Below are 12,918 nucleotides of genomic sequence, written 5' to 3'. Positions count from 1 at the left end.
TTTCATTTTTTCCATAAGATAATTCACGCTGCATTTTGAAGCAACCCAGGATAAATAGTACCTTATATATACTCAGCGATGCAGGTATCGCCATACTTACATGGCTTTGCTTTTATTTTCTTAGAACCGTTATTTACCACTATCCTTTTACACTACCTGCCGGGTTTTATCTCGGACTGCTTTTATACACCACGGGTTGGTTAAGTTTGCATTTTTTAAGCGGTGCATATGAAGATATCTATCACAAATCAAAATTGTCTGAGGTTTTAAGAACAATTGTTGTAAGCCTGATTGGGACTCTTGTGCTGCTTTTTATCTTTATCTTAAAAAATCCCCAGCAAAATAATTTTAATTATTACGCTGAATTTTACAGCCTGTTGATTCCAATGCTTTTCTTTACCATTGTTTCAAGACTCTTATTTTTAAGAGCCGTTAATTTGCAGCTAAAAAAGAATAAAGTATTTTTTAATGTGCTGCTTATTGGAACCAGTAAAAATGCTGTTCGTTTTTTTAATACGTTTACTACTACCAATTCTCACTCAGGGTATTTAATAACAAGCTTTTTAAATATTAATGGTAATGCAGGTATTGACTTACCTGCCTCAGTCTATAAATACAATCAGCTGTCTGCCATTGATGATATTATTGCCGGCGATGCCATTGAAGAAGTTATTATTACTGTTGAAAAAAACGAGCGGGATCTGCTCGCTGACATTTTAAGACTGCTGAGTGATAAAGATGTCAATATTAAAATCACACCTGATGCTGTTGATATCATAAGTGGTGCTGTGCAGGCAACCAACGTAATGGGGATACCATTAATTGATGTACATAGTGGCATATTGCCATCCTGGCAAAAAAATATCAAACGCCTGATGGATATTTCGATCGCACTTACGGGACTGGTAATACTCTTTCCATTATTATTATACGCCGCCATCAGAACACTCTTTTCATCTGCAGGATCGGTCATTTTTTTTCAGCAAAGAATGGGTTATAAGGGAAAACCTTTCACTATTTACAAGTTCAGGAGCATGAACAAAAATGCGGAAGAAGATGGACCGATGTTAAGCAGTGCCAATGATCAGCGTATTACAAGGTGGGGGAAAATAATGCGCAAATGGCGCTTGGATGAACTACCTCAACTAATCAATATTATAAAGGGAGAAATGAGCCTGGTGGGGCCCCGCCCCGAAAGAAAATTTTATATTGACCAGATTGTGGCTAAACATCCTGAATATAAATACCTGCTGAAAGTAAAACCCGGCTTAACAAGTTGGGGTATGGTAAAGTTTGGCTATGCTTCAACCGTTGACGAAATGATTGAACGCATGCCCTATGACATTATGTATATAGAGAACGTATCCATCATCTTAGATTTGAAAATTATGCTGCACAGCATTCGCATTATTTTATCCGGAAAAGGAAAATAACTGCATGAGGCTTTGTCCTGAAAACATCCGTAATCAAAGTACAACAAAAGTCCTTGGCGCCCGTTGTATCCGTTGTTCACTTGGTGTGAAACCCATCAGTGCGAAACATTTTTATTATTTTTGGATAAACCCCAACTGTCTTGAAAAAAACAATCCTGTTAACGGTTCTTTTTAGTTTTTGTTTTTCAGCAATATTTTGTCAAACTAAGTATTGGCAGCAGCAGGTAAATTACACAATCGATGTTACTTTAAATGACACTGCCCATACACTGGATGGGTATGTAAAAATGGATTATTATAACAACTCGCCTGATACACTTTTTTTCATCTGGATACACGCCTGGCCCAATGCATATAAAAACGATCGAACGGCCTTTAGCGATCAGTTGCTGCAGAATGGACGAACCGATTTTTATTTTAGCAATGAAGATAAACGCGGCTACATTAACCGGCTTGATTTTAAGGTGAACGGACAGCTGGCACCGTTACAGGATCATCCGGAGCACCAGGATATTTTTAAACTACTGTTGCCGCAACCACTTACACCACATAGCACCGCGAAAATTGAAACGCCTTTTCATCTCAAGCTGCCTTACAATTTTTCACGCGGAGGTCATGTTGGGCAGGCTTATCAAATAACCCAATGGTATCCCAAACCGGCGGTGTATGACCGTAAGGGTTGGCATGCGATGCCGTACCTTGATCAGGGTGAATTTTACAGCGAGTTTGGAAATTATGAAGTACAAATAACTTTACCTGCCAATTATGTAGTAGCCGCTACTGGCGAACTAGTCAGTGAGACCACATCACCCGTTGGTTTAAAAACTAAATTTGTACAACAGGTAATTATCACTCCAAAGCATCCTCCATTTCTTAAAAAAAAGAAGGCTCCAGACAATTCCATTCTATCTGCAACCAATACCAAAACCCTTGTTTACAAACAAGCCAATGTGCATGACTTTGCCTGGTTTGCTGACAAATCTTTTATTGTAAAAAAAGACAGTTTGCAGTTGCCGTCGGGAAGAGCCATCCAGGTGGCAACATATTACCAGCCCGGGCAAGCAGACATTTGGAAAAATAGTTTGCAGTATATCAAACAAGCAGTTATTACACGAAGTAGTTTTTTGGGTGAATACCCTTACAGCACAGTTACAGCGGTTGAAGTGGAAATGGGTTTTGACGGCGGTATGGAATATCCAACGATTACTTCCATTTCGCCCGTCAAAAGCAGCGCAGCACTGGAAAGCGTACTGGAACACGAAGTGGGCCACAACTGGAATTATGGCATCCTGGCGACGAACGAAAGAATGCATCCATGGATGGATGAAGGTATCAATACCTATTACGACAACCGCTATTACAGCGCTGGTAAAAACATTGTTCCCCAAAATGAAGATGCAAGAAACAGGAGATATTTGGAAAGCAGGATGCCGGCAGACCATGACCAGTTTATAGCAGCAAATTTATATGATTCAAAAAAAGACCAGCCCATTGAAACTGAATCACAGAATTTTAATGAAACCAATTATAATACCATCGCTTACTATAAAACAGGCAAGTGGATGGAGATGCTGGAAGAGCATTTAGGCAGGGCAATATTTGACAGTTGTATGCATACCTATTACCAGCGCTGGCAATTTAAACATCCTTATCCCGAAGACTTGCAAAAAGTATTTGAAGAAGTGAGTGGCAAGGATTTGGGGGCCGACTTTACCCTGCTCAATAAAAAAGGGCAGCTTCCGCAAAAAGCAGTAAAAAAAGATATCAAATTTGCATCCCTATTTAGTTTCAACAATACGGATAAGCATCACTACGTTTTTGTTGCACCGGCTATTGGTACCAATATTTATGACAAGCTGATGATGGGTGTTTTAATCCATAATTATACTTTGCCTGCCGAAAAATTTCAATTTTTCTTAGCTCCCATGTACGCCACCGGAAGCCGTCAATTGAATGGGCTTGGGCGAATCAGTTATCATTGGTACAATGGCAGTAATGGTGCCAATACAGCAATATCCTTCTCCGGCGAGACATTTAGCAACGATTCCTTCACAGACTCTGCCGGCAACAAAAAAACATTTCGCTTCAGCAAACTGGTGCCTTCTGTAAAATATACTTTCCGCAGAAAAAATGCCTTGAGTACAACCACCAAATTTATTCAATGGAAAACATTTCTTATTGAAGAACAGGGCCTTCTTTTTACAAAAGATACTGTTCAGCAACAAAACATAATCACCTATCCAACTGCCAGTCGTTACCTCAACCAACTTCGTTTTGTGCTGGCAAACAGCAGGGTGCTATATCCATATAACACCGAATTACTTACGGAACAGGGCGAAGGTTTTTTAAGGCTGGCATTTACAGGAAACTATTATTTTAACTATGCAAAGGAAGGCGGCTTAAACCTGCGCTTATTTGCAGGCAAGTTTATTTACCTGGGTGATAAGACTTATTTAAAACAATTTGAAACAGATGCCTACCATTTGAACATGAGCGGACCAAAAGGGTATGAAGACTATACATACAGCAATTACTTTGCGGGTCGAAACGAATTCAACGGATGGGCATCACAACAAATAATGAACCGCGATGGCTTTTTTAAAGTAAGGACCGATTTTCTGAGTAGCAAAGTTGGTAAAACAGATAACTGGCTGATGGCAGCCAACTTTACAACCGACATACCTAAAGCGATCAATATTTTACAGTTGTTGCCGGTAAAAATTCCGTTAAAAGCCTTTGTCGATGTGGGCACTTACGCAGAATCATGGCAAAAAAATGCTGCAACAGGCCGTTTTATTTATGATGCCGGCCTGCAACTATCTTTCTTTAAAGATGTAGTGCAGGTGTATGTTCCACTGCTGTACAGTAAGGTATACAGGGATTATTTTAAATCAACGATACCTGAAAAGCGATTCTTAAAAAATATTTCTTTCAGCATCGACATACAAAACTTCAGCCTTAAGAAAGTTGTTCCTCAAATTGCATTTTAACTGTGCCTGTTCACTATATTCCATATCAGCAAATTGATCAAATAAAATGGGATGCCTGTATTGAATCCGCCCACAATGGCCTCGTGTATGCCCGTTCATTTTACCTGGACGCCATGGCCAAACACTGGGATGCGCTTGTACTAAATGATTATGAAGCTGTAATGCCATTGACCTGGAATAAAAAATATGGCATCGCTTATTTGTACCAGCCGCCGTTTACACAACAACTCGGCATTTTCAGCACAACAAAAAGTGATGACACACTGCAGCAATTATTTATCGCCGGAGCTAAACAACGGTTCAGGTTTGCTGAATTTTTTGTCAACTTCCCAGCTGGCAATGCCCAGGTAAATTTTGTTTTACCACTTCAGCAGCCATACGAAATAACACGGCAGCAGTACAAAAATGATTTACTCAAAAATTTAAAGCACGCAGCAAAATTTCATCTCAGCTATGTTTCGTCACACGATATACAAGAGGCTATACAGCTTTACCAACTTCACTACGCACAAAGAATGCCGCATGTGCATCAGCATGATTATGCACGTTTTTCGGTGCTTTGCCAGTCTGCAAAACAAAGAGGGTTGTTATTGATACGAAAGGTTATAAATGACGATGGCGCTACGATCGCTGTTGTACTGCTGTTGAAGGACAAGCAACGTTTGTACAACCTCATGTCAACTGTTACAAAAGAGGGCAGGCAATGCGAAGCCAATCATTTTTTATTTGATCAATTGATAAAGGAATTCAGCGGGCAGGATTTTGTGCTGGATTTTGAAGGTTCTTCCATCCCCGGCATAGCCGGCTTTTACCAAAAATTCGGAGCTGTTAATGAACCTTATTTCTTTCTGCGATACAATCATTTGCCCTGGCCGCTGAAGTATTTGAAATAGCAACAACCCGCCGGGAAAGATTATTCAGCCAATAGTGTTTCGGCTATTACAAGGTCAATTGGCCGGGTAATTTTGATATTGTCTTCTTCGCCTTCTACCAGGTATACTTTTAAACCAAAAGCTTCTACAACGGTTGCCTCGTCTGTAAATTTATCTTTGTAGTCAATTTTAAAAGCAGGTAATAAAATTTTACTGTGAAAGGTTTGCGGTGTTTGCACGAGCTTTACCCTGTTGCGGTCAAAAGCTTCGTTGTCATCTTCTTTTATCAGGCGGATGCTGTCTTTGCATTCTGTCACTGGCACTGCAGAACCGAATTCAAGGGCCGCCTCGTAACAAACCTTGATTAGCTTTTTTGTGAGCATGCATCTTACGCCATCATGTACAAACACCATGCATTCATCTGTTATCAAAGCAAGCCCATTTTGTACAGAATGAAACCTGGTGCGTCCGCCCGCTGTAATCTGAATTCTTTTATAATCAAAAAATGCATCTATGATTTCCTGGCCTGCCGCAATATGCTCTTCCGGCAGTACCAAAATTATTTCAAGATCTTTGTAACTATCTAAAAACGTCTTCAGCGTATAATATAAAACCGGTTTGCCTTTAATAAGCAAAAACTGTTTAGGAGTTGTATTGTTCATTCTTGTGCCGCTACCACCGGCCACTATTACTGCTACTTTTTTCATTACTGCAAAATTATAATTTTTCGGGTACAATAAAGATTAGTAATTATTTTGCACCCATGCTTTTTAAAAAATACTGCCCCTTTTTACTGCTGATTCTTTATTGTTCAGCCTGCAATAAAAAAGAGCAGCGGCTACAACAGGTAATGGCTTTACAGCAAATGAGCGACCTCGCAACGGTGGAGTATGTTGTGACTAAAATTATAAAAGCCAGCGACAATAAAACCTGGTATAAAATAGGCGACAGAAAAATACTGATGAGTTGTAAAGCCACACTGACTGCGGGTATTGACCTGAGTGCTATTAAAAGTGAACAGGTGCAAATTGAAGGAAAAAATATTACCCTTACACTGCCACATTCCAAAATGATTGCTGTAAACATTAAGCCGGAAGATATTGTGGAGGAATACGAATCCATCGACGTTTTACGGCAACCTTTTTCGGGAGAAGAAAGAAACGCACTGGCAATACAGGCAGAAACCCAGGTAAAAGCAAGTGTAGCTGAACTCGGTATTTTACAAACAGCAGAAACGAATGCTGCTTTGTTTGTAAATAGTTTTTTACACCGGCTGGGATATGAAAAAATAACCATTCACTTTGATAACGCCAGCAGCACAAAAAATTAAATGCGTAAAACTATTACCAGGTATCTGTGGCTTATATTGCTGTTGCTTGCAACTGTTTTTTTGTTGCAGCAAATAAAATGGCTGCCTTCGTTCAAAGATGTATTTACGAGTCAGCCACTTGAAATTGATAACACTCCCCTTGTTATAAAGGAAATAAATGCACTGGCGCAGTTGATTACCATCACGGCCTATAATGAAGTGGTAATTGAGCAAACAATAAAAGGTGCACCTGTTTTTTCCGGCCCATTGGTGCCATCCATACCGGGCATGAGATTTCCTGATAAAAAAATAATACTGATTGGAAAAGGAAAGGTTTTGGCTGGAGTAGATCTCGCCAAACTCTCTGATAAAAACATATTTGTGAAGGGTGATTCCGTTTCGGTGAGTCTGCCCAAAGCTGTGCTATTACAGGTTATTCTTAATCCTTCCGATTTTGAAACGTTTGAAGAAACGGGTGTATGGAGTGACGATGAGGTAAGACTTGTAAAACAAAAATTAAAAGACAAACTGATTATTACTGTTTTGAGACAAAATATTATCCAAAAAGCCGGCGACAAAGCAAAACTGATTATGGAAAATTTTTTACGGGATGCAGGTTTTAAGAAAGTAACAGTGACAGTTGGAAGCTGATTTTTATGTCTGATTTTTTTCATCGCTGATATCTGATTTCTTACGAAACTAAAATATCACAGAACATAGAAGACTCTATTTTTTTGTAACGTTAGTGAGTTCATTTTTTCCCGGCAACCCTAATACAGCACCAAAATCACATCAAAAAATCAGACATCAGACATCCCTGTTATTTTTTCAAGTATGATATCCCGTGTAATCATCTGCATACAAGCATGATCACCTCGGTAACAGGGCTTATTGCCAAATACGGAACAAGGCCTGCAGTATAAATCTGCCTGCACTATATTTTCAGGCAATAAACCCCAGCTGGTAAACCCTGCATAGGGATGAGTAGCGCCCCAAATACTGACTACCGGAACACCAAACAAAGCCGCCAGGTGCATATTGGCAGAATCCATACTGACCATTGTACTTAAATTGCTGATGATAGCAAGTTCTTCTGCAAATGAAAATTTACCAGCTACCGAATGTACATTTTCGAGATCATTTTCCCATTGCTGCAAAACAGCTGACTCTTTTTCGCCACCACCAAAAAGCAATACGCTGTTATTTTCTGCTACCAGTAGTTGAACGACTGCCTGCATTTTTTCAAGCGGGTACATTTTTTCTTTGTATTGTGCAAAGGGCGCTATGCCAATTATTTTTTTACCTGTTTCCAACAGTGTTGCTACTGCCGCAGGAATTCGTCTCTTATTAAAAACAGGTATTTGCATTTTTATATCCACAACAAGTCCAAGCTGTCTGAAAACATCAGCATAACGTTCATGCGTGGTAGTAAGTGGTTGAAAAACTTTATTCTCTTTCCTGGTCAGCGCTTTTTTTTCAGCTCTGCCTTTATCAATGGTGGCTATCTTGTACCCCCCTGATCTAAAAAATAATTTCAGAATAGAAGAACGCAATACATTGTGCAGATCAGCAATGGCATTAATTTGAGCATTTTTTTTAAGCTCTTTATACAACCTGAAAATGCCACCAATCCCCTTGTGCTGTTGCTTTAGGTTAGCCTGATAAAAATGGCAACGATCTATTCCTTCGAAAAGCGGTTGAAAAAAAGCATTGGATACAACCGTAATATTTACCTGCGGATTTTGGGTGAGCACCGCTTTTATTACCGGTACAGTCATTGCAACGTCACCCATTGCTGAAAAACGGATTACCAGTATATGTTGTGATTGCTGCACTACTTAGTTTGCTGTTGGTACAAAACAGGGTTTAATCCGGGATCGTTGTACATTTTCATTTGTTTGTACACTTTCATGTATTTATCGCCACCTGCGATATCTGCAAGCAATGCGTCTATGGCAGCCGAAAGGTCCTTTCGTTGCTCCATTAAAATGGCCAGTTTATCCGTGCAGGCTATGATGTGTTCTGCACTGGCATCGCGGCGGTGTACTTCCACATTCATGTGATAAATTTTAAGGCCGAGTATTGACAAACGGTCAATTGCCCAGGCTGGGCTTTCTGTGTTAATGGTGGCCGTTTTTTTGGGCTGAATATCTTTGTACTGGATTAAAAAATAACTGTCGATATATTCTACCATATCTGTCCGCAATTGGTTGGAGGCATCAATTTTTCTTTTTAAAGAAAGACCGTCTACAGGATCAATATCCGGGTTACGAACTATATCTTCCAAATGCCATTGTACGGTATCTATCCAGTTCTTTGTGTACAATAGGTGCTCTAAAGTAGCCGCAGTATATGGATTTTTAACCTGCATTTCTACACTATCCTCCACATGATAGTCATTAATACTGCGGTCGAAAATAGTATTGCACAATTCACTTATCATCATTCTAAAAAAATTATCCGTTTACCTTTTTATTTCGCACTGCAATATAATAAATAGGGATGCCAATGAGTACAATTATCAGCCCCGGCCAGGTAAATGCCGGTTTAAAAGCAATCAGTAAAATACAAAAAGCGATGGCCATTACAATATAGATGGCCGGCAGTATGGGGTAACCAAAGGCCTTATATGGTCTTTCTGCATCGGGCATCTTTTTTCTTAAAATAAAGATACCTGCAATGGTGAGTGCATAAAACATTACTACCACAAACGAAATCATGTCCAGCAGGTCACCGTACTTGCCGCTTAAACACAGCAGGGCTGCCACCAGGCATTGTATCCACAAGGCAAAACCCGGAACAGCATTTTTATTAAGCGTTGCGGCCTGCTTAAAAAAGAGTCCATCCTTTGCCATTGTATTGTATACTCTAGCGCCCGCCAATATCAATCCATTATTACACCCAAAGGTTGAAATCATGATCATAACTGCAATCACGTAAGTACCAATATTACCCATGATTGCATTACTGGCAGCAACAGCTACCCTGTCTTTATCAGCGTGCGCAATACTATCCATTGGTAAAACTGCCAGGTAAACCAAATTGGCAGAAACATACAATACGGTAACGATCAGTGTGCCTAAAAATAAACTGAGGCCAATATTTTTTTTGGGATTTTTAATTTCGCCGGCAATGAAAGTTACATTGTTCCAGGCATCGCTGCTAAAAACCGACCCCACCATGGACGCGGCAATACCGCCCAGTAATGCAGTACCGGTAATAGTTGCAACAGAAAAACCTGCACTGGAGTTACATACATCCAGCAACGAGGTTTTGGTAGCGTGCCAGGCATTGGCCCAGTTGGCATGCCATATTGCCGGATTGAAAGCAAGCAGGCCGGCAAGGATCAATCCGAAAAGTGATAATAATTTTGCCGAAGTGAAAATATTTTGAATCCATTTGCCTCCCTTTACCCCCTTTGTATTGGTATAAGTTAAAAGCATGATCAGCAATATTGCTACTATCTGCGCTGCGCTGATGCTGAAAAAAACGGGTGCGTTGCAGGCGTCTGTGCCAGTTTGTACCTGGATTATTTTATTGTCTTCGCTTAAGGCTGGAATAAGATAGGCAGCGAATTTAGAAAAAGCTACCCCAACGGCTGCAATGGTGCCTGTTTGGATCACGGCGAAAAAACTCCAGCCGTATAAAAAACCCACCAGCGGGTTATAAGATTCTTTCAGGTACACATACTGACCGCCCGCTTTAGGAAACATAGCACTCAGTTCGCCGTAGCTTAATGCTGCCGTAAGCGTCATAAATCCTGTGATAAGCCATACCGCAATAAGCCATCCGGCACTGCCTATATTTCGTGTAATATCTGCACTTACAATAAAAATACCGGACCCTATCATGGAGCCGGCAACAATCATCGTAGCATCAAACAAACTCAGGGTGGGTTTAAACGAAGTTATTTTTTCATCCATAATAAGCTGGTAAAATCTTGTATAATAAAAAATCCCGCTACATTGTAACGGGAATGAAGATATATAAATTGATCGGAATTATTGTTTAACCGTTTCCTTCATTTGCTGGTTTAAACCTTTAATTACATCATTGGTAATATTTAAGGTTGAATCTTTAAAAAATAAATAATCTAATCCGGTACCAGTTGCTAAAATATAACTGTAGTTTTTTGTTTTATTATATTCTTTCATAAAAGCCCTTACCCGGGTTTGCATATCTTCCATAATTTTAGCCCCTTTTTCTGCCAGTCGCTGACCTTTCACCTGGCGGTTATTTTCAATCTGCTGTTGCTTTTGGCCCAGCTTTGCCTGGAACGCTTCAGCTTCCTGCTGTGTGATGGCATTGCCCTTTTTTAAAAATTCGTCCTTTTCTGCCGTCAGCGAACGGTAAGCATTTTCGTACTCCTGTGCAATGCTTTTTTGTTCAGCCTCCAGTTCTTTCTTACGCACTTTAATAAACGATACATTATTGTTCAGTGAGTCCAGCTCTACATAAGCTACTACCGGAATATTGTCTCCGCAGCTGTCTTTAACCCAATAGTTGCTGGTGTGTTTTTCAGCCTCGGTGAGGTTGCCCTTATTGCCTTCAAAATGCAGGTAAAACAGTACCACCACGGCTGCTGTAAGTAAAATATTTATTGCTAAGGAAAGTTGCTTCATGCGATGGCTTATTTGTGGCAAGTTAACCACAAACTGAGATTTTTCAATAAACAGGTGTGGAGATTTAGGAAAGGGTTAACAGCGGCATGCCAATTGATATTTTAACTTTTATCACACTTATTTTCAATACGTTTTTAAACCACTCAACTATTTTTATGCAAAAGATTAAATGGCCCATTGCGATTGTAACCAGCTATCTGATTATTTACCAGTCTGCGGTACTCCTCGGCTTTTATGATAATACAATCGCCGTAATGTACCTGGCCTCTCCCTTCTTATTACTGTGGATGGTATATAAAATCCTGAAAGATGGTACACCATCAGAACGGACCTTTGACGAATATTTTTATGATGATTATGATTACAAAAGAAATCATAGTGAAGAAACAACCAGCTGACTGTTGGAGGGGTATTATCATCTGACATAGTCCTCTCAACTGCATACTTACGCTGATGCAAGACCTCTTAATTGGTGGGTTCCTTAAGGAGGATATTGACGGAAAGATGACCACGGCATAATAACGGCAATACAATTGCCTCCATGCGTCCCTCGTCAATGCTGTGCTGAAGGTTTGAAGATTTACATGGGGTATTTGGTTGGTACGATAATTCTTTGGCAGTTTTTTTTACTCAGCTGCGGTCACCATTAATAATGTTGTATCCGTTTTAATTATTTAAACCTAAAAATAAACCGGGGAAGCAATCATCATAGAATTTATTGTTCATTATTTAATAAAAGCCTTTATTGCAGCAGTACTATTACCAGTGCTAAGCTTAAAGAAATATATTCCGATTGGTAAAGCTGCTATCGGCACAATCATCCTTTCTGAAGGTTGAGGTAAATACCATTTTTTTTGTTGCATCAATATGCCTGCGATATTGTAAATAGTCATCAAAACATTTTGGTTACCAATTAAGCTAATCTCTGCTATTAAATTGTCACCGCTATTCTCCCTGTACATTTTGGTAATATTTATGAGACTATTTACAGAAGTGGCATCAAAAATATTACTATCCTTTACTCTCTTAAAAAGATAATTGTGGCCTGTATCGTTCGGATGCACCAGGCCGCCAGGGCTCCGTCTGTCCTCCCTGAGCATATTCAGGCCATCCCCAGTCACCAAATCATCCCAAAAATTTATTGCAAAATTTCCAAACTCGCCCAGGATAGAGTCTTTCATTACCAGCAAGGCCTGACGTTGTGCAATATTATAATCGTTCCTTGGCTGAGTGGTGGTGATATAACATTTTGCGCCAGCGGCTGTGACTGTGTTGTACATCAGCCGAAAATTACACATCGTTTCCGTCAATGAAAAACCGGCGCCGACATCGTTGCTGGGCAAATTGATGATAACAATATCAGGATGGAAACCCAGGGCTTTGGTTACATCTGCCAGCGGATCGGGGGAAGGGCGACCCGCCGGTTGGGTATAGCCAGCCGGCAATTCCTGGTAAGTGTTATACCCCCCCACTGCGAGATTGTAAAAAACAGTATCTTCTCCATCCATTTTGTTGATATTATAACTCTCTTCCAACCTGCCTGCCCAGGACAACTGATAGGTACTTGATCCAAAACCAGCAGCCGTTGAAGAGCCCATGATTACCACCTTTTTTTGTGCAGCTGCAGAATACCACGTACAAAAAGCACCCGCACAAAGAAGCTTAAGAAGAAATTGAATCTTCATAACATTA

Annotated in this window: 12 protein-coding genes; 6 read left to right on the top strand and 6 right to left on the bottom strand. The window is 40.0% G+C overall.

Annotated features, from left to right (window positions below; translation table 11 throughout):
* Positions 1-35 precede the first annotated feature (35 nt).
* From QWZ08_RS00885 to QWZ08_RS00875, 3 genes are all read left to right on the top strand, one after another.
* Positions 36-1,433, top strand: coding sequence for a sugar transferase (locus QWZ08_RS00885; RefSeq protein ID WP_290335268.1), 1,398 nt, complete (start codon positions 36-38; stop codon positions 1,431-1,433).
* A gap of 140 nt (positions 1,434-1,573) precedes the next feature.
* Positions 1,574-4,423 (top strand): M1 family metallopeptidase, encoded by a 2,850-nt coding sequence (locus QWZ08_RS00880; RefSeq protein WP_290335267.1) that lies wholly within the window; start codon positions 1,574-1,576, stop codon positions 4,421-4,423.
* A 2-nt stretch (positions 4,424-4,425) separates the two neighbouring features.
* On the top strand, positions 4,426-5,316 hold the full coding sequence (locus QWZ08_RS00875) for a GNAT family N-acetyltransferase (protein ID WP_290335266.1): 891 nt from the start codon (positions 4,426-4,428) through the stop codon (positions 5,314-5,316).
* A gap of 20 nt (positions 5,317-5,336) precedes the next feature.
* Here the strand turns inward: QWZ08_RS00875 and QWZ08_RS00870 are convergent, their stop codons facing one another.
* Positions 5,337-6,002 (bottom strand): 2-C-methyl-D-erythritol 4-phosphate cytidylyltransferase, encoded by a 666-nt coding sequence (locus QWZ08_RS00870; RefSeq protein ID WP_290335265.1) that lies wholly within the window; start codon positions 6,000-6,002, stop codon positions 5,337-5,339.
* A gap of 56 nt (positions 6,003-6,058) precedes the next feature.
* Between QWZ08_RS00870 and QWZ08_RS00865 the strand changes: the two genes are divergently transcribed.
* The gene (locus tag QWZ08_RS00865) at positions 6,059-6,625 is read left to right on the top strand and encodes a DUF4230 domain-containing protein (RefSeq protein WP_290335264.1); all 567 of its coding nucleotides are present in this window, start codon (positions 6,059-6,061) and stop codon (positions 6,623-6,625) included.
* The gene (locus QWZ08_RS00860; RefSeq protein ID WP_290335263.1) at positions 6,626-7,255 is read left to right on the top strand and encodes a DUF4230 domain-containing protein; all 630 of its coding nucleotides are present in this window, start codon (positions 6,626-6,628) and stop codon (positions 7,253-7,255) included. It begins immediately after the preceding gene.
* Positions 7,256-7,404: 149 nt separating this feature from the next.
* Here QWZ08_RS00860 and QWZ08_RS00855 read toward each other — a convergent pair whose 3' ends face one another.
* From QWZ08_RS00855 to QWZ08_RS00840, 4 genes are all read right to left on the bottom strand, one after another.
* Positions 7,405-8,439 carry a glycosyltransferase family 9 protein gene (locus tag QWZ08_RS00855; RefSeq protein ID WP_290335262.1) on the bottom strand — a complete coding sequence of 345 codons (1,035 nt, stop codon included), beginning with the start codon at positions 8,437-8,439 and terminating at the stop codon, positions 7,405-7,407.
* The gene (locus tag QWZ08_RS00850; protein ID WP_290335261.1) at positions 8,439-9,050 is read right to left on the bottom strand and encodes a DUF4254 domain-containing protein; all 612 of its coding nucleotides are present in this window, start codon (positions 9,048-9,050) and stop codon (positions 8,439-8,441) included. The genes QWZ08_RS00855 and QWZ08_RS00850 overlap by 1 nt, the downstream gene beginning before the upstream one ends.
* Before the next feature lie 10 nt (positions 9,051-9,060).
* Positions 9,061-10,527, bottom strand: a complete 1,467-nt coding sequence (locus QWZ08_RS00845; RefSeq protein ID WP_290335260.1) for an APC family permease — start codon at positions 10,525-10,527, stop codon at positions 9,061-9,063.
* A gap of 78 nt (positions 10,528-10,605) precedes the next feature.
* Positions 10,606-11,226: an OmpH/Skp family outer membrane protein gene (locus tag QWZ08_RS00840; protein WP_290335259.1), complete on the bottom strand. Its 621-nt coding sequence runs from the start codon at positions 11,224-11,226 to the stop codon at positions 10,606-10,608.
* A 155-nt stretch (positions 11,227-11,381) separates the two neighbouring features.
* Between QWZ08_RS00840 and QWZ08_RS00835 the strand changes: the two genes are divergently transcribed.
* On the top strand, positions 11,382-11,624 hold the full coding sequence (locus tag QWZ08_RS00835) for a hypothetical protein (RefSeq protein WP_290335258.1): 243 nt from the start codon (positions 11,382-11,384) through the stop codon (positions 11,622-11,624).
* A 327-nt stretch (positions 11,625-11,951) separates the two neighbouring features.
* Here the strand turns inward: QWZ08_RS00835 and QWZ08_RS00830 are convergent, their stop codons facing one another.
* Entirely contained in the window at positions 11,952-12,911 is a 960-nt protein-coding gene (locus tag QWZ08_RS00830; RefSeq protein ID WP_290335257.1) for an SGNH/GDSL hydrolase family protein, read from the bottom strand.
* Positions 12,912-12,918 lie beyond the last annotated feature (7 nt).

This window comes from Ferruginibacter paludis (assembly GCF_030409685.1).
GTDB classification, from domain to species: domain Bacteria; phylum Bacteroidota; class Bacteroidia; order Chitinophagales; family Chitinophagaceae; genus Ferruginibacter; species Ferruginibacter paludis.
The sequence above is the reverse complement of the archived record's forward strand: the minus strand, read 5'-3'. Positions and strand labels throughout refer to the sequence as shown.